Raw genomic sequence first — 17,600 nt, 5'->3', positions numbered from 1 at the left:
GAAACTAGCATGGCATTTGGCAAAACTGGCATTGATTGGCGCTCAACAGTAGCCGCCGTATGGCGTTCTAATCGTCATTATTTAAAACCGATAGTCAATGTCGATTTGGTAGATCCTGAAAGTCTATTGGGTATTGAAGAGCAAAAGGTCGCTATTTATAAGAATACAGAGAATTTTTTACGCGGTAAGGCTTGCAATCATGTATTGCTGTGGGGTTCGCGGGGTGTAGGTAAGTCTTCACTCATTAAAGCAGTACTCACGCGCTATCACGTTTACGGCTTGCGTATGATTCAAATTCCTCGCGATGACCTCCACTTGCTCCAAGATATCACCGACGATCTACATGACAACCAACATAAATTTATTGTATTTTGTGATGATCTTAGTTTTGGGGATGGGCACTGTGATCATCGCCAATTAAAAGGATTGATGGAGGGCAATTTAGAAAAACCACCGGCTAATATTCTCATTTATGCTACCTCTAATCGCCGTTATTTAATCTCTACTCCGGAGGTTAAGACTGATCCTGCAGGTAAATGCGACGAAGCAGAAGATGAGCGTTTAGCATTAGCAGATCGGTTTGGATTAACATTAGCCTTCCCCTCTATGGATAAGGAAGTCTATCTGCAAATCGTGGAGCGCTTATTCAAAGGGCGGGGAATTGAGCCAAATACTCTACATGAAGAAGCGTTACGCTTTGCCGCAGAGCGCGGGGGTAAGAGTGGACGAACCGCCCGTCAATTCTACAATCACAGTATGATTTAATTTCAGGTATTTCTAATGCGCTGCGCCCCAGACACAGCGGGTATTAGTCAAACCCAGACTCACCTTTGACTTAAAAATTAAGGAGCATTTCATGCAAAAAACCAAATTAGTAGCAGCACTATTAGTTACCCTAGGTCTACTATCGGCCTGTACTCAAGAAACTCAAAACCAAATCGGACGCTCCATTCAAAACTGGACTGGAACAAATGGCGTATTAGAGGTTTATGCCGGTGATAAGCTCGCTAAGCGTTTTCTCAAAGTAGATAAACTCACCACTGCAAGTGGAACTACTAGTAACTCTGACCGCCCTTTCCGTTTTGGCTATGGTGTCTTAGATGCCAACCTCAATGGGGTTGCTGATTCTAATGAAAAACGGGTTTACTTTGAAATCAGTGATTACTCAACGTCCTATGTTTTTTATGAAAACCCCAATTAAACCCTGTTAACGCGTAAATCTCCAACCACAACCCCCAACAGAGTGAATGGAAGCTATGAAATATACAACTTTGGCTATTGGATTAGTCCTGTTGGCTGCTGCTCTACCTACACAAGCAGCCCCCGGCGGTAATGATTCAATGGAGCTATTTGCTACGGATACCCCCAGTAATCCTATTCAAAATGAGCGTGATCAAAATGAAGAACTATGGCTGGCTGCATTAGGTGGCAACACTGGGCGCATTCGAGCTTTAGTTGAGCGCGGTGCTGACCCTAGTTTTAGTACCCGTTTTGGTGAAAGCGCTATGCATGCCGCCGCCTCGCGCGGACGCTTAGAAGCTTTGATTTATTTGGCTAACCATGGTGGAAATGTGAATGCCCGCACCTCTAAAGGCTGGACACCACTCCATCATGCTGCTCGCTTTGGGCATACTGAGGCCGTACGCTATTTATTAAGAATGGGCGCTATTCCTCATGTACGCACCAGTGATCGCGGTAATAAAACACCGATGCAAATGGCTGTTGATGGCAATCATATCGATATAGCCATGTTATTAGGTTATCGCCCCCGTCCTAATCAGCGCTAATCTGAAGTATCAGAATCATTTGGTTCACGGCGTTTGCGTGCTCTAGGGTGAGCATTGTCATACGCCTGAGCCAAATATTGATAATCTAAATGGGTATAAATTTGCGTGGTACTAATATTGGAGTGCCCCAATAATTCTTGTACCGCTCTCAAATCCCCCGACGACTCCAAAATATGACTAGCAAACGAGTGACGTAGTTTGTGGGGGTGTAAACCTTGGGTCAGAATATATTTTTTCTGCCATACTTTTAGCCGTACCTGTACGGTTCGTGGGTTAATCCGCTTGGCTCTTTGGCTTAAAAATAAAGCCTCTTCGGTTTCATCCACCAACCCTAGGCGCAAGGGTAGCCATTTCTCTAGGGCTATCATCGCCTTACTGCCGATCGGTACTAAACGCTCTTTACTGCCTTTACCTAAGACCTTGATCTGATGAGTTTCCCAATCAATATCATAGATATTGGCATTCACTAACTCTGATAGGCGCAAGCCGGAAGAATAAAATAACTCCATCATGGCGAGATCCCGTGTCTCTAACCACGACTGTGAGGGTACATCTAAAAAGTTATTGATGGTATCAACGGTTAGGGTAGCGGGTAATTTGAGAGTAAAGCGCGGCGCTCGCACATCGAGTGCTGGGTTAAATTTAACCTTATGCTCGCGTAATAAGAAGTGATAAAAGCGCCGTAAGGAAGAGAGTTTGCGTTGAATACTACGTCCATCTAAGCCACCCCGATGCAAATGAGCCGACCATTGTCTGACCTGATCTGGCAGTACCTGAATGTACTCAATACGTCGCTCTGCCAGCCAAGTCATAAACTCATTGAGATCAATACAATAGGCATTAACGGTTAAAACCGCATAATGCTTTTCAGTCTTGAGGTAACGTAGGTACTCATCAGGGATTGTTGACACACTTAATGGCCTGTTGACTCAACCGAGCCTTTTGATAAAGGTGTAATATAGCGCGTTAACGCACTCGACACCAAAGCCCCTAACTGATTAATGAACAACGTCCCCATCCCCGGATAGTAGCGCCCTTCGTCATCACTCCCTAGTGCTAATACACCTAATTCATATTGAGAATATAAGGGTATTAATACAGCGGATTTAATCACTGAGCCTTGAGCACCAAATAAAAACTCTTGCTGCTTAGGGCGCAAACGTCCACACACGGGTTGACGCTTAGTAAACAGGTGTGACAGTTGTTTTAAGGCTCGATCTTCAGGGCTAATAAAGTTTAAGCCTTCCGCCTTAGCCGTTCCTTCGCCAATGAGACGAAATACCACGCTATGGGCTTTAAACTCTTGCTTGATAATGCGATTGCAGACTTGAACCACTTGCTCTAAATCATGACAACCTAATAGCTCGGTAGCTAAAACATGTAGCCCCCCGACCATACGCTCACTGCCCCGTGCAGCATTCATGAGCGTTTCTAATTGCTGCTCTAGCTGCTGTTGCCGCTCACGTTGACGCTGCACTAAACGCTCTAGCAGTGATACCACATTACCCGTACTCGGTTGAGGTATCACCAATTGCTCCAAAAGCATTTCATGTTCAGTGAAAAAGTCGGGATGTTGCTGCAAAAATTCGACCACTTGCTGTGGTTCCACAGACAAGCTCGCAGATGGCGTTCTTGTTCCATTCATAATGTTATTACACCCGAAAAAACGGTTGTGGCAGGCCCCGTCATTTTAACGCTATGCCCCTCACCTAACCATTCAATTTGTAAACGTCCGCCGGGTAGTTCCACCCCAACGCGCTCGGCAAGCAAACCCCGTAGTTGTCCTGCTACTACCGCAGCACAAGCTCCCGTTCCACAAGCAAGGGTTTCCCCTACACCTCGTTCAAACACTCGTAAGCGAATCTGCTCTGGATTTAAGACCTGCATAAACCCTACATTGACTCGTCGAGGGAACTGCGGATGGCGTTCAATAACCTCACCCCACTCCTGCACGGGAGCAGTATCCACATTATCTACCACTAGAACCGCATGTGGATTACCCATTGAAATAGCAGAAATAGCTACGGTATGCTCATTAAAAGACAGATTATAGACAGCCTGATACGAATCAAATATGAACGGTATCTGCGCGGGGGTCAAGATGGGTTTACCCATATCTACAGTTACCATACCATCAGGCTGAAGTATTAATACTATACGCCCCTTAGCTGTCATCACGGGAATTGTCGTGCTGCTAGTTAAACCCTGATCATACACAAAGCGGGCAAAACAACGTGCCCCATTGCCACATTGCTCTACCTCTGAACCATCCGCATTAAAAATACGATAACGAAATTCGGCTTCCTCGCCGTCATAAGGCTCTACCAATAATAATTGGTCAAATCCCACCCCGAAATGCCGATCTCCTAACTGCTTAATTTGCTCGCTAGAGAGCTGAATGGTCTGCCTAACACCATCTAGCACCACAAAATCATTGCCTAAACCGTGCATTTTAACAAAGGGTAATAGTGGTCGAGTCATAAAGAATCCTCTAATATTAGAATAGTCTAATAAAATAATAGCGGCACCTAACGATTGATGTTATGGTAACGCCCGAAGGTTTTAGACCGCAATCTAAATTAGTCCACGATTAAGAGAGGATAACAATGAGTGAATTTAATCAAGAACTAGACGCCCGTGGCTTAAATTGCCCACTCCCTATTTTGCGTACCAAAAAAGCCATGAACACCCTCGCCTCTGGCGAAATCTTAAAAGTGATTGCTACCGACCCCGGTTCAGTGAAGGATATGGAATCATTTGCCAAGCAAACAGGCAATGAAATTGTAGGTAGCGGCGAGAGTAGTGGCGAATATACTTTCTTCATTAAGAAAGGCTAATCGCGTCCCCTTACGCTTAGGTGGTCAAAAAGGTATGCTCATTCTTTTTGACCACCCTGTTATGAAAGACCTTCGCGCCCGCATCCAAGTCAGTCAAGCACAACATCTCTACCGCCAACCCCGTATTAGCGACAGCCCTCAGCAGCCCGTGATGACTATTGATGGCAAAACTATCCTCAATTTTTGTAGCAATGATTACTTAGGCTTAGCCAATCACCCTCAAGTGATTCATGCCTTCCAACAAGCCGCTAATCAGTATGGTGTGGGCAGTGGGGCAGCGCATTTAATTAATGGGCATTCGCGTCTACATCAGCAACTAGAAGAAGCATTAGCCTCCTTTACCGGACGAGAGCGAGCCTTACTCTTTTCCACTGGCTATATGGCAAATCTTGCTGTAGCTAATGCCTTAATGGACAAGGACGATATTATCTTCCAAGATCGACTCAATCATGCATCGCTGATTGACGGAGCACTGATGTCTAACGCTAAGCTCATGCGCTATGCCCATAATGATAGTGAGCACCTCCGTCAACGCATGCAAAGCAACTCTAGCCCCGATGCTATGATTATGACCGATGGGGTATTCAGTATGGATGGCGATGTGGCCCCTTTAGCCACACTGGCACAAATCGCCCAACAACATCAAGCGTGGCTAATGGTCGATGATGCACATGGCTTAGGGGTTTTAGGCAAAACGGGGGGCGGTTTAGTTGAAGCCTTACAGCTTACTCCCACTGATGTCCCCATTTTAATGGGTACTTTAGGCAAAGCGTTTGGCACAGCCGGGGCTTTTGTAGCAGGTTCGCACGATTTAATTGAATATCTGATTCAAGTGGCTCGCCCATTTATCTATACCACCGCTCAACCCCCTGCTATTGCGGGCGCTACCTTGGCTAGCCTTGAATTAGTACAAAGTGAGCACTGGCGACGGGAGCATTTACAACAGCTCATTCACTACTTTAGACAAGGTGCGACCCAATTAGGCCTGCAGTTAATGGACTCTAATACCCCCATTCAACCCATAGTAGTGGGTGAAAGCGCTAAAGCCCTACAGATCAGTCGGCGCTTACAAGCGTTAGGATTGCTAGTCGTTGCTATTCGTCCACCGACCGTCCCAAACAATACCGCACGCTTAAGGGTTACCTTTTCAGCAGCGCATACACGGGAACAAGTCGATCAATTATTAAGTGGTCTAAGCCTAGCTTGCGGTGAATAATACCTTTATTCACCGCAAATTTTGCGGTGAATAGCTGCTTGCCTAACCTCCTGACATTAAGCGATCCATCACCCTATAAGATAATGCCTCGGATAGATGCGCAGTTTTAATGCTTTCACTTTGGGCTAAATCAGCAATAGTACGTGCGACCTTTAAAATCCGATGATAAGCACGAGCAGATAATTTAAAGCGCTCCATCGCCCCACTCAAAAGCTGCTTATCCTTATCGCCTAAAGCACAATACGTATCCAAAGCTTTACCTGCTAATTGATGATTTAATACTCCTTGACGCGCATATTGACGCTGTCTTGCAGCCTCTACTCGCTGCCGAATCACTGTACTAGATTCGCCCGTTTGTACGGTTTGCAAATCCTCTTGTTTCACACGGGGGACTTCAATTTGAATATCAATCCGATCCAAAAAGGGGGCTGAGATACGGCTACGATGGCGTTTTTGTTGTTCATGTGAACACTCGCAATTCTCGCGTAAATCACACGCTCGCCCACGCGGGCAAGGGTTCATGGCGGTAATCAGTTGAAAATTAGCGGGATAGGTCGCTTGTCTGGCTGCACGTGATAAAGTTATTTGCCCCGTCTCTAGTGGTTCACGCAGAACATCCAATACTTTACGATCAAACTCGGTCAATTCGTCTAAAAATAATACCCCATGATGCGCTAACGAAATCTCTCCGGGCTGCACATTCGAGCCACCACCCACTAGAGCAATTCCTGACGAAGTATGATGAGGTTCGCGTACCGGACGTAAGCCCCAACGTTCGGCACTAAAGCCTTGCTGGCTAATCGAAGCAACGGTAGCTGATTCTAGTGCTTCGGTTTCTGTTAAAGCTGGCAGAATCGTTACTAAGCGATTCGCTAACATGGTTTTACCCGTTCCGGGGGGGCCTATCATCATGAGATTATGCCCACCGGCTGCGGCAACCTCTAACGCTCGACGTGCGACAAACTGCCCCTTCACATCCGCCATATCAAAGGGATAGGTTGTTTCTTTAAAGGCTATTTCTAGTTGATAGCGGGCAATGGTGTGAGTATTTTGCAAATGGTCGACTACCGCCTTTAAATCGCTGGCTGGATATACTGCTAAGGTGCGAATTAAAGCTGCCTCATCTGCATTTTGAGTGGGAACGATTAACTGCCGTCCTGATTCACGCGATGCGAATGAGGTGGGTAGCACGCCTCGCACTCCACGCAATTGTCCCCCTAGAGATAGTTCACCTAAAAATTCGTACTGCTCTAACCCTTCACTCGGTAATTGATGACTCGCCGCTAAAATCCCTAAAGCAATGGGTAAATCAAAGCGCCCTCCATCTTTGGGAATATCGGCGGGTGCTAAATTCACGGTAATACGTCGTAAAGGAAACTCATAGCCCGAATTAGTAATCGCCGCTCGTACTCGATCACGACTTTCTTTCACCGCTGTTTCGGGTAAACCTACGATCGAAAATCCGGGTAAACCATTCGCCAAATGGACTTCAACGCTGACTAAAGGTGCATTTAGGCCGTCATTGGTTCGACTGTAGGTAATAGCAAGACTCATAGGTGTAGTACTCTTTTTTACTATTATAATTTTTGAGTAAAATCACTAACTATTCTGACGTAAAGGTTAAATTTGAAGCAAAAAAGATAGGATGAATGGAGTGATTATTTTCTCCACTTGCCAATGAGATGTGCAAATAAAGCCTAAGTATTGACCTGACTTAGGCTTAACTATTAAATAAAATACGCTTGTAAAATAATACCTAACCGTAGAAGGCAGGAATCTTACAAGCACCGGGGATACGTCCAAAACCAATTAAACGATTACGCCAGTAGCCGTTAATCTCAGCACGTTGAATACGCTTGCCGGCTCGTGGTGCATGTAAAAAGGTATTATTACCTAGATAAATCCCTACATGGCTGATCCGCTTACGCTTGGAGGTATTAAAAAAGACCAAATCCCCCCGCATTGCCTTACTTATAGGCACTTTGGTCGATATTGCATACTGGTCTGCTGCGGTACGTGGCAGTGCAACCCCAGCGCCCTTTTTCATCGAAAACTGCACCAGACCACTGCAATCAAACCCGTTGAGCGGACTTTCTCCCCCCCAACGATAACGTTTACCTTCTTGCTGACTCCCCACCCGAATAACCCGCTCAGCCGGATCAGCTTTCGCAGGTACTGCGGCGGCGGCGGGTACAGGAGCTGGAGCTGGAGGTGCTTTAGTCCTAGTATTATTGCGAATCGTTGGAGTTCTAGGATGATAACGATTTGCTTGAGTAAAACGACGTGTTTCACTATCGACACGATTCACGACGGGCGCATAATAAGACGGTTGAATAGATTGACTAGGTACAGTCACAAATCTTGCATCATACCGAGGTGAAGCGAAATCATTAATGCTTAGAGTACCTAAGCGTAACGCTTGTTGATAACTAGCTTGAGTCTTTACGGCAAATTGCCCGTTAGCCGCATGGCTCACTGCCCCAAAGCCTCCTACTATAATAAACCCCACTGATAGGAGCCTGCTTATACGAAAACCAACACTACTCATTCACTGAATTCCTCAGAACACGGGAAAAAATCCTTTTCTCACTTAGTTATTACGCTATTCCTGCTAGCCTCAAAATTACCGTGTTTCCTTAGTCCATACAATATAAAAATCTAAAATCGACAGCATTTATTACCTAACCAGCCTAGGATATGCAGCGGTAGGTGATCCATTGCCTTAGCAACACCCACGTATCCCCCTCGGATGACCTAACAATCATCTTTATTCTTCGGCACAAAACAAGAACGCATCCGCCCTGACATAGAAAACACAACCTTGCTTAGTAGTTTACTATCTTCTTTACGCTGCACTTTCAAGTTAAAAAGTCTTGCGCCTACTATTGCCCCGTTAGGTGCAAAGGGGATAATGGTACTAGCACGAGAGGTGATGATTTCATAAGATGAGGTGCTAGGTTCAGATTGAAAAATAATTTCCTCATAAGAGTCCGGTATATTATCAAAGTTTAAGTCATATCTGATATTCGTATCGTCATAGGTGTTATTAGCAGGTTTAGTACCGTCTGAATAGTCAACAAAGATAAAGATTCCTTGCGAAAAATCAGTTGCGTTACTATCGCACCCCGTACCTGCGGTATTACGAATACAAGCTACTACGTTATAACTACGTTTAGCAGCTTCACTACGCGCTAAACTAAAATAAGACAGCATTTGGTTGGTAATGGCTGTTGCGCGATTGCGCTCCGTAAATTCTTTCAAACTAGGTGTAGCTACGGCGACTAAAACACTGAGTAGCACCAGCGCAATCATTAACTCAACGAGAGTGACCCCTTGCATATGTTTTGGCATAAAGCACTCGATTATTGTTATTCATAATTAATGCCTAGTATACACGGTTAGAAGAAATGAATCCCTACCTGAAACAGCTTTTCTACCGTAGCAATATACCGTTTATCTGCAACAAACATGATCACATGATCACCATCTTCCACAATAGTTGCATTATCAAATAACAACTCATCGCCCCGAATCAATACACCCACCGCTGTTCCGGGTGGTAATTTTAGGTCATCAAGTCGCCTACCAACCACACGTGAGGTTTGCCTATCACCATGGGCTACCACCTCAATCGCCTCTGACACACCGCGTCTTAATGAGTGAACGGCGACAATATCTCCCCGCCGAATATGCGCTAATAAGGCTCCGATAGTAATCTGTTGTGGCGACACCGCCACATCGATATTACTCTCAACCAAGTCCGCATAGCTTAGCCGATTAATCAAACACATTACCCGCCGTGCCCCTAAGCGCTTGGCTAACATGGAGGATAAAATATTGGCCTCATCATCATTGGTAATCGCGACAAAGACATCGGTACTATCAATACCCTCCTCAATCAGCAGATCTTCATCCGCCACATCCCCTTCTAATACAATGGTTTTATCGAGGCGTTCGGCTAATTTAGCCGCCCGTTCGGAGTCTTTTTCAATAATCTTAACTTGATATTTCGCCTCTTCGAGTAGGCGAGCTAAACGATTACCAATATTACCGCCCCCGGCGAGTACAATACGCTTATAGGGTTTATCTAATTTACGTAACTCACTAATAATCGAGCGAATATGTTTAGGGCTGGCAATAAAGAAAACCTCATCGTTTTCTTCTAATATGGCATTTTCAAAATCATGAATGACCTTACTTTTACGAAATAAGGCTGCAACCCGCCCCTTAATCCCCGGCATATGCTCATGAATTTCTGATAAGCGATGTCCGATTAAAGAGCCACCTGATAAGGCTCGCACTGCCACTAACTGTACTTTATCCTCAGCAAAGCTTAATACCTGTAACGCCCCCGGATGAGAAATGAGCCGAAAGATATGCTCGGTCACTAATTGCTCCGGGCTAATCAGTACATCTACAGGAACGGCGTTACTACCAAATAAGCGCGGTTGCTCTAGATAATGTGAGGAGCGAATACGGGCAATTTTGGTGGGTGTACGATACAGCGTTTGCGCCACCTGACAGGCAATCATATTAATCTCATCACTATTCGTGACGGCAATAATCATATCGGCCTCTTGAATCCCCGCTCGCTCTAGCACGCGCGGATAAGAGGCTTGCCCCACCTCAGTACGCACATCTAGCTTTTCACGTAACTCACGCATCACCACTGCATTCGTATCAACGATAGTAATATCATTGTCTTCATGGGTGAGTACGGCAGCAACTGACCGACCGACCTGCCCTGCACCTAAAATTAGAATTTTCATCGAGCCAACTAACTCACTTAACGGCTATATTTCTTGGGATCAACACCCAAGGCACGCATTTTACGATAGAGATGGGTACGCTCCATACGCACTTGCTCGGCTAATTTGCTCACATTACCATCGGCTTGTTTGAGCTGATAGACTAGATAATCATGTTCAAATTGCTCACGCGCTTGTCTAAGCGGTAAGTCAAATAAGGTTTCTGGTGTGCCACTGAGTTCTTGCGAATAAACCGGAACTGGAGCACCTAAAGCCTCCTCCACTTCATCCTGAGTAATTTCTACCTCTGTGCCTAAAATCAATAAACGCTGCACTAAATTACGCAATTCACGAATATTGCCGGGCCAGCGATGGTTACGCAGGAAATTTTGAGCGGACAAGGTAAAATGCCGATAGGGCAGGCCGTCTTGGGCGGTTAGTAAATTCACATAATAGTTGAGTAGTTCAGGCACATCTTCGGCATGTTCTCGCAAGGGCGGAATCACTAACGGGAGGGTATTGAGTAAATAATATAACTCGTTATTCAGCATCCCCGCTTGTACATCATCGGCTAGATCATAGGAGGATGACACAATTAAATTAAGATTTAGCTCCACCCAATCATTAGTACTACCGACGCGTAGAAAGCGATTTTCTTGTAAGGCTCCTAGTAAACGCTGTTGGCACGTTAACGATAGCTCGGTAATTTCGGCTAAAAATAAAGTCCCACCATTCGCCTCGTCTAATAGACCATACTGACTTTTACCAGCTTCTTGACTGCCAAATAATAATTTACAACTATCTTGTTGCCCAATAGAGGCGAGATTAGCTTTAATAAATGGACGATCACGCCGTGCGCTCTGCTCATGGATATAACGCGCAAACGATTGTTTACCCACCCCCGGCTCACCATACAGCAAGACGCGATTATAGTGTTGCGCAATACGTTTTGCTTGCTCGCGTAAGGTTTGCATCACTTGACTGGAACCGACCCAATCATTAGTGGCGAGTACTTGGCGTTTTAAGCCTTTATTTTCTTGTTCTAATTGGCTGGAACGTAGAGCATTGCCAATAGTAAGCAGCATCTTAGCCAGTGACAGCGGCTTTTCAATAAAATCATAAGCGCCTAACTTTGTTGCCTCTACTGCCGTCTCAATGGTGCCATGCCCTGACATCATAATGACGGGGCCTAATAAAGCATTGCTATCACGCCACTCTTTTAATAAGGAGATACCATCCATGCCCGGCATCCAAATATCCAGCAGCACTAAGTCTGGGCGACGTTTACGATGAATCTCGCGAGCCGATTCAGCACTATCGGCGGTCTCGACACGATAACCCTCATCTTCTAGAATTTCGCTCACTAACTGACGAATATCCGGCTCATCATCGACGACTAAAATAAATGGTGTGGTCATTATGCTCCTCGCACTGCTGGTACTTGAATCGGTATTAATAAGGTAATCATAGCGCCTTTTACCTCGTGATTGTGGGCGCTAATTTGTCCGCCATGTTCTTCTACGATTTTCTTGACAATTGCTAGCCCTAATCCCGTTCCTTTATGTTTAGTAGTCACATAAGGCTCGAATAGTTTAGGTAGTAATTCAGGATTAATACCAGGCCCACTATCGAGTACCCTTAACTCAGCAAAAGCTTGCCCTTTAATCACAACCCCTTGGGTACTCAGGGTGATCGTACCTTCTTGACCCTGCTCTCCGATAGCTTCGAGCGCATTTTTAATTAAATTCACCAATAACTGCCGCATTCGATTTAGGTCTAAACGTACCGGCGCTTGTAGATTTAATGTTGTATGGAGTGTAACTTGCTGCTCATTCGTACGATACAAATCAACCACATTAAGCACTAATTGATTGAGATCCGTAGTTTGTAGCACCAAGGCGGGGGCTTTTGCATATTCACTAAACGCATTGACCATGCCTTTTAAGGCATCCACTTGTTGCACAATAGTATTGGTCATACGCCCTAAAAACTGCGCTGACTCCTCGCTCAGCTCGCCTTTTAGTTTACGTGCTAAACGTTCTGCTGATAATTGAATCGGGGTCAGAGGGTTTTTAATCTCGTGTGCTAAGCGGCGTGCCACCTCACTCCAAGCAGCATCATGCTCAGCCTGAATCAGCTCACTAATATCATCAAATACTAAAACATAGCCTAATTGATCAATATCACTCGGTAAACCAGCGCCTCGACAAGCTAAAGTACGGCGTTTACCTTTAAACTCTAAATGAATTTCTGTCTGCCACTCAGCATTATCCGCCTGTAAATAAGGTGAAACCGCTTCTACAAAGGGCATAAACTCGCCACAAAGCTCACCCGCTGCTGGTAAAGTATTACCTACTAAGGGTTGTAATGGCAGCTCTAACATACTACTCGCTGCGCTATTAATACGTTGAATAACCAAATGCTCATCTAAGGTAATAACGCCTGAAGTAAGATGCTCTAAAACTACAAATAAATAATCATGCTCTTGCTGTAATTGCCGCTGCGCTTGTTCACGCTCTTGTTGTGCGGCAGATAAACGTCTAGTCATAGTATTAAAAGAACGCGCTAAAGAACTAAAATCATCTCGCTCTAAAACAGGTAATTTTTTATCTAAATCTCCCGCCGCGACTGCTAAAGTTCCCTCAACTAATACCCGCACCGGACTTGTTAAACGCCGTGAAAAGACAAATGCTGCCCACAGAGAAAATAAAACGGTTAAAACCATAATGACAAATAAAGTCAGGCGAAACGAATCTTTAATTAAATTGCGTTGAAAACGTAGCTCTTTATATTCTTTTTGGGCAATGTCTACGCTACGGGCTAAGGACTTTTCATATTCGGAAATAGGAAATAAAGCGGTTAATATACCCTGACGTGCCATGCCATCCGCAAAACTATAACTAACCTTAACAGCCACCCGTGAAAATAAATCATCTTCACCCACCGGCTCTAAATGATAATAGCTATTTATTTGCTCTAATTCATAATACAAATCTTGAGCGGGAAATTGAGGAATTAAGGTCGTATTATCACCGACACTGGTTACTTCAAACTGCCCATCTTGACCAAATAATACGACTTCCTGTGCTTGGGTCTCATAACGCCAATCATCAACTAACTCTAAAATAGTCGCACGTGACTTATCTTTAATAGCATTTGCCAAACGCTTCAATTCGTATAAGTGCTGCTGATTACGAGTTTCTAAAGAGATACGGCTTAAATCCACACTATCCTCTAAGGCTCGCTCAATTCTGACATCAAACCAACGATCAATACGTTGCCCAATAAAATTCATGGAGAAAAATGACACGACAATTAGCGGTATTAAAGTCAGTAAGACAAAGCCTGACATTAAGCGAATAGTAAAACGTGAACCTGCTTGGCGAGTATACCATTGATAGATAGCACGAAATAAATTAGAAAATACGGCTATGACTAAAATAACGAGAATAAAGCCATTAAGATAAATAAGAAAATCGCCATATTGCTCACTACTTGTCGGATTAACCGTAGTAAGATTAACTAAATATAGCGAAACCAGCAGGGAAATTAGAATAATAATAACAGGTAGCCACTGCTTAAGCCATTTAGTTAGGGAAGAGGCCACTTGACCCCCTGACTTTCAATTGCATAGTCTTCCGTAAATAATAAGCGTAGCTTTAGAGGTAAAGCCGGTGATTTAGGTGTTAGTGTCACCTGCATTACAATAGAGGCATTTGATCCTAACGCATTAGCAGGTAATAAGGGTAGCTTATAATTTTCTAAAGTTCCCATATAATCTAATGCCGAGGCTAGAGAGGTGAAATTCCAATGCTCCTGAGTATCTAAACGAATTAATTGATAATGCTGGCTCAGAGCATGATACTGTAATTCTGTCTCTACTCGATCTAAGGGGCGCGTCGTATTCCAAAACCAATTATTTTCCCACATCAGATCAAAAGTAATCGCCTGTCTTAAAGTAACCCCATTTAACAAGCCCTCACGTAAATAGCTATTGAGTTGATAATCAAAACTAACATTCGCCACTAACTGACGTGGACTTCCTGCTGTCGTAATTACAAAGTCTTTTAATAAAATTTCATCTTCTGCTTTAGCAGGTGTTATTAAAATCATTAGCCATAACGGTAACCATAAAAATAACTTGCCAAAATATAATAACCGAGTACTCATCACTCATGTGCCTTAGGCTTTGCGCAATAAAGCATAATAAAAACCATCCATGCCCTGATAGCTCGGTAATAATTGCCGACCTATTTTCCCCTCTCCTAAATTGTTTAGGGGGAGTGGCTCTAATTGAGCCTCTGGCGTTGCCGCTAAAAATGTTTGAATCTGCTCCTGATTTTCTTGTGGTAATAAAGAGCAAGTTGCATAAAGTAATACCCCTCCCTTTTTCAAAGTCTGCCATAAAGCCTTTAATAAACGTGCTTGTTCTAATTGTAAGGACGCAATATCACTATTTTTCCGCAAATATTTAATATCGGGGTGGCGGCGAATCACACCTGTAGCAGAGCACGGTGCATCTAATAAAATTCGATCAAATAACTGTCCCTCCCACCAACTCTCCACATCGCCCGCATCAGCCGCTTTAATTTGTGCTGTGAGCTTCAGCCGCGCTAGATTAGCACTGACCTGCTCTAAACGTTTCGCACTCGAATCTAGTGCTAGCACGGTTAAATTAGGTGCGGATTCTAATAAATGCCCTGTCTTCCCTCCCGGTGCGGCACAGGCATCTAATATCGTTTCACCCGCTTGAGGGGCGAGTAACAGTGCGGCTAACTGTGCCGCTGCATCTTGTACCGAAACCGCGCCTTCTGCAAAATAGGGCAAATTGGTAACCGGTACAGGTTGGGTAATCACTAAAGCGCTAGGAACTCCTTCAACCCTAACCGCTGGAATCCCTGCCTCTGTTAATAATTGCTGATAGTGCTCAGTAGTAAACTGTAGTTGATTAACGCGTATGGTGAAGGGTGGATGCTCATTAATCGCTTGAACTAACCTTTCCCAATCTTGTGCATACGCATTTTGAAGACGAGTTAATAGCCAATTCGGAAAGGCATAGCGGACATTAGGCTTCGTATCGACTTGAGCTAAAATACGCTCACGTTCCCTTAGAAAAGTACGCAATACCCCGTTAACTAATTTACCCGCCCATTGCTTTTTAAGATCTCGTGTAGCATTTACCGCTTCACTCACCGCTGCATGTTCTGGGATTTGTTGATAAAGAATTTGGTATAAGCCAATTCTTAAGACGCACTCAATATCATTATCCGCTGCTTTAAGTGGCTTAGTCATCAGTACCGCTAAAATCGCACTTAAGCGCTCATGCCAACGCATACAGCCAAAACATAAATCACGAACTAGACCTTGATCCCGTGCTGCCAATGTTTGTAACTTAGGAGAGCGCAAAACCTCAGTCAAAGACTGATGATTGGCTAATACATTTTGTAGTAATTGAGCCGCTAGGCCTCGCGTATTCAAAAGCGTTCTCCTAATAGAGAGCGTGCCTTAGTAAACTCAGCCACCGCTAAGGGTTTGCTTCCTGCTAGCTGTAGACGCAAAATTCTCACTACCCCCTCACCCGTGGCAATATCAATGCCTGCCTTACTTTCAGCAATCACCGAGCCTGCGGGCGCTTGGGTATGACTATCGAGTACTTGCGAATTAAAAAAACGCAGCGGCTCCCCCTTGTATAGGGTATAGGCTGTTGGGTAAGCATCAAAGGCACGAATTTTCCGATCAATCTCTAGTGCAGGCTTTGACCAGTCAATCAGCGCTTCAGCCTTAGTCAATTTATGTGCGTAGGTCGCCAATGCATTATCTTGCTTTTCAGGGCGTAAAGTATCGGTACAAACCTGATCAAGCACCTTCAATAAGGCCGCAGCACCGTCTTGGGCAAGCTGATCATGAATACTTCGTCCCGTCGAGGTACTAGTAATAGGGCAATGGGTTTTTAACAACATATCACCCGTGTCTAAACCTGCCGCCATTTGCATAATGGTAATGCCTGTTTCCTTATCACCTGCTTCAATCGCCCGCTGAATCGGTGCAGCACCGCGCCAATGGGGCAATAAAGAGCCATGAATATTCAAGCAACCATAACGCGGAATATCCAATACCCGCTGCGGTAAAATCAAGCCATAAGCCGCCACGACCATCACATCTGCTTTATACTGCTCTAGAATATGTTGCACCTCTAGGCTCTTTAAGGACTCTGGTTGTTCAACGCTAATATTATGAGCTACAGCAAATTGCTTGACTGGACTGGGCATCAGTTTACGTCCACGCCCGGCGGGTCGATCTGGTTGAGTATAGACCGCCACCACGGTATGGCGCGATTGCACCAAGGTTTGTAACGCTGGCACGGCAAAATCAGGCGTACCGGCAAAAATCACTCGTAACGCCAAGCTCATTGATTAACCGCCTGCGCCTCAGGGTCAGGCGTTTTTGCCGGAGCAGGATTCTTGGCGAGTTTTTCTAGTTTCTTACGTACCCGCTGCTGCTTTAAGGTTGATAAGTAATCAACGAATAACTTACCCTCTAAATGATCCATTTCATGTTGGATACAAATAGCCAATAAGCCCTCTGCCTCTAGCTCTACCGTTTGTCCCTCACGATTTAAAAAGCGCACTCTGATTTTTTCAGCACGTGTCACTTTATCGTAATACTCAGGCACCGATAAGCAGCCCTCTTCGTATTCAATCGTGCCTTCTTTGTGGAGGATTTCTGGGTTAATGATAAACAGGGGCTGATCTTTATTTTCGGAGATATCCATCACAATCATGCGCTGATGCACATTGACTTGTGTGGCTGCCAAACCAATGCCGGGAGCGGCATACATAGTCTCTAACATATCATCTAAAGTCTGTTGTAAAGCGGGCGTGATCGCATTGACTGCCGCTGCCTTTTTACGCAAACGTGGATCGGGATGATGTAAAATGGTTAATAGTGTCATAGTGTTCAATTACCGAAAGTCTGGAAGAGATGTTGTCACTTATTGGGTCAAGTATCATGC

The 17,600-nt window shown here is 44.6% G+C and carries 18 protein-coding genes; 5 read left to right on the top strand and 13 right to left on the bottom strand.

All coding sequences use genetic code 11. The annotated features are described in order from the left end of the window. The first annotated feature begins 9 nt into the window (after nucleotides 1-9). From A3IK_RS0102175 to A3IK_RS20030, 3 genes are all read left to right on the top strand, one after another. Nucleotides 10-765, top strand: coding sequence for an ATP-binding protein (locus A3IK_RS0102175; protein WP_020558323.1), 756 nt, complete (start codon nucleotides 10-12; stop codon nucleotides 763-765). Nucleotides 766-856: 91 nt separating this feature from the next. After that, on the top strand, nucleotides 857-1,201 hold the full coding sequence (locus A3IK_RS0102170) for a hypothetical protein (protein WP_020558322.1): 345 nt from the start codon (nucleotides 857-859) through the stop codon (nucleotides 1,199-1,201). A gap of 55 nt (nucleotides 1,202-1,256) precedes the next feature. Continuing rightward, the gene (locus tag A3IK_RS20030) at nucleotides 1,257-1,787 is read left to right on the top strand and encodes an ankyrin repeat domain-containing protein (RefSeq protein WP_162596604.1); all 531 of its coding nucleotides are present in this window, start codon (nucleotides 1,257-1,259) and stop codon (nucleotides 1,785-1,787) included. On the opposite strand, the gene xerC is transcribed toward A3IK_RS20030, so the two are convergent. The 3 genes from xerC to dapF are packed head-to-tail and all read right to left on the bottom strand — an operon-like array spanning nucleotide 1,784 to nucleotide 4,268. Then, on the bottom strand, nucleotides 1,784-2,698 hold the full coding sequence (xerC, locus tag A3IK_RS0102160; RefSeq protein ID WP_020558320.1) for a tyrosine recombinase XerC: 915 nt from the start codon (nucleotides 2,696-2,698) through the stop codon (nucleotides 1,784-1,786). The two genes, A3IK_RS20030 and xerC, sit on opposite strands and share 4 nt — an antisense overlap. A gap of 2 nt (nucleotides 2,699-2,700) precedes the next feature. Beyond that, nucleotides 2,701-3,396: a DUF484 family protein gene (locus tag A3IK_RS0102155; protein ID WP_020558319.1), complete on the bottom strand. Its 696-nt coding sequence runs from the start codon at nucleotides 3,394-3,396 to the stop codon at nucleotides 2,701-2,703. 32 nt (nucleotides 3,397-3,428) lie between these two features. Next, nucleotides 3,429-4,268, bottom strand: coding sequence for a diaminopimelate epimerase (gene dapF / locus A3IK_RS0102150; RefSeq protein ID WP_020558318.1), 840 nt, complete (start codon nucleotides 4,266-4,268; stop codon nucleotides 3,429-3,431). 125 nt (nucleotides 4,269-4,393) lie between these two features. Between dapF and A3IK_RS0102145 the strand changes: the two genes are divergently transcribed. Together A3IK_RS0102145 and bioF are read left to right on the top strand one after the other, a co-directional pair. Next, entirely contained in the window at nucleotides 4,394-4,624 is a 231-nt protein-coding gene (locus A3IK_RS0102145; protein ID WP_020558317.1) for a sulfurtransferase TusA family protein, read from the top strand. A 34-nt stretch (nucleotides 4,625-4,658) separates the two neighbouring features. After that, nucleotides 4,659-5,840 (top strand): 8-amino-7-oxononanoate synthase, encoded by a 1,182-nt coding sequence (bioF, locus tag A3IK_RS0102140; RefSeq protein ID WP_020558316.1) that lies wholly within the window; start codon nucleotides 4,659-4,661, stop codon nucleotides 5,838-5,840. 42 nt (nucleotides 5,841-5,882) lie between these two features. Here bioF and A3IK_RS0102135 read toward each other — a convergent pair whose 3' ends face one another. From A3IK_RS0102135 to def, 10 genes are all read right to left on the bottom strand, one after another. After that, on the bottom strand, nucleotides 5,883-7,394 hold the full coding sequence (locus A3IK_RS0102135; protein ID WP_020558315.1) for a YifB family Mg chelatase-like AAA ATPase: 1,512 nt from the start codon (nucleotides 7,392-7,394) through the stop codon (nucleotides 5,883-5,885). 202 nt (nucleotides 7,395-7,596) lie between these two features. Beyond that, a complete protein-coding gene (locus A3IK_RS20025; RefSeq protein WP_245539444.1) occupies nucleotides 7,597-8,316 on the bottom strand; it encodes a C40 family peptidase in 720 nt (239 codons plus the stop codon). A gap of 278 nt (nucleotides 8,317-8,594) precedes the next feature. Then, on the bottom strand, nucleotides 8,595-9,191 hold the full coding sequence (locus A3IK_RS20020; RefSeq protein ID WP_020558313.1) for a GspH/FimT family pseudopilin: 597 nt from the start codon (nucleotides 9,189-9,191) through the stop codon (nucleotides 8,595-8,597). 47 nt (nucleotides 9,192-9,238) lie between these two features. After that, nucleotides 9,239-10,609 (bottom strand): Trk system potassium transporter TrkA, encoded by a 1,371-nt coding sequence (gene trkA, locus A3IK_RS0102120; RefSeq protein ID WP_020558312.1) that lies wholly within the window; start codon nucleotides 10,607-10,609, stop codon nucleotides 9,239-9,241. A 17-nt stretch (nucleotides 10,610-10,626) separates the two neighbouring features. Beyond that, nucleotides 10,627-12,006 (bottom strand): sigma-54-dependent transcriptional regulator, encoded by a 1,380-nt coding sequence (locus tag A3IK_RS0102115; RefSeq protein WP_020558311.1) that lies wholly within the window; start codon nucleotides 12,004-12,006, stop codon nucleotides 10,627-10,629. Continuing rightward, nucleotides 12,006-14,195 carry a sensor histidine kinase gene (locus A3IK_RS0102110; RefSeq protein WP_020558310.1) on the bottom strand — a complete coding sequence of 730 codons (2,190 nt, stop codon included), beginning with the start codon at nucleotides 14,193-14,195 and terminating at the stop codon, nucleotides 12,006-12,008. The genes A3IK_RS0102115 and A3IK_RS0102110 overlap by 1 nt, the downstream gene beginning before the upstream one ends. Then, nucleotides 14,180-14,758, bottom strand: coding sequence for a DUF4390 domain-containing protein (locus A3IK_RS0102105; protein WP_020558309.1), 579 nt, complete (start codon nucleotides 14,756-14,758; stop codon nucleotides 14,180-14,182). The genes A3IK_RS0102110 and A3IK_RS0102105 overlap by 16 nt, the downstream gene beginning before the upstream one ends. A 12-nt stretch (nucleotides 14,759-14,770) precedes the next feature. Beyond that, complete coding sequence (gene rsmB / locus A3IK_RS0102100) at nucleotides 14,771-16,066, bottom strand: 16S rRNA (cytosine(967)-C(5))-methyltransferase RsmB (protein WP_020558308.1); 1,296 nt, start codon at nucleotides 16,064-16,066, stop codon at nucleotides 14,771-14,773. After that, a complete protein-coding gene (gene fmt, locus A3IK_RS0102095; protein ID WP_020558307.1) occupies nucleotides 16,063-16,998 on the bottom strand; it encodes a methionyl-tRNA formyltransferase in 936 nt (311 codons plus the stop codon). The genes rsmB and fmt overlap by 4 nt, the downstream gene beginning before the upstream one ends. Further along, nucleotides 16,995-17,540, bottom strand: coding sequence for a peptide deformylase (gene def / locus A3IK_RS0102090; RefSeq protein ID WP_020558306.1), 546 nt, complete (start codon nucleotides 17,538-17,540; stop codon nucleotides 16,995-16,997). The genes fmt and def overlap by 4 nt, the downstream gene beginning before the upstream one ends. Nucleotides 17,541-17,600: the final 60 nt, after the last annotated feature.

Origin of the sequence: Thiofilum flexile DSM 14609, assembly GCF_000380185.1 — a bacterium.
GTDB classification, from domain to species: Bacteria; Pseudomonadota; Gammaproteobacteria; order Thiotrichales; family Thiotrichaceae; genus Thiofilum; species Thiofilum flexile.
This window is presented reverse-complemented; position numbering and strand designations above follow the sequence as displayed.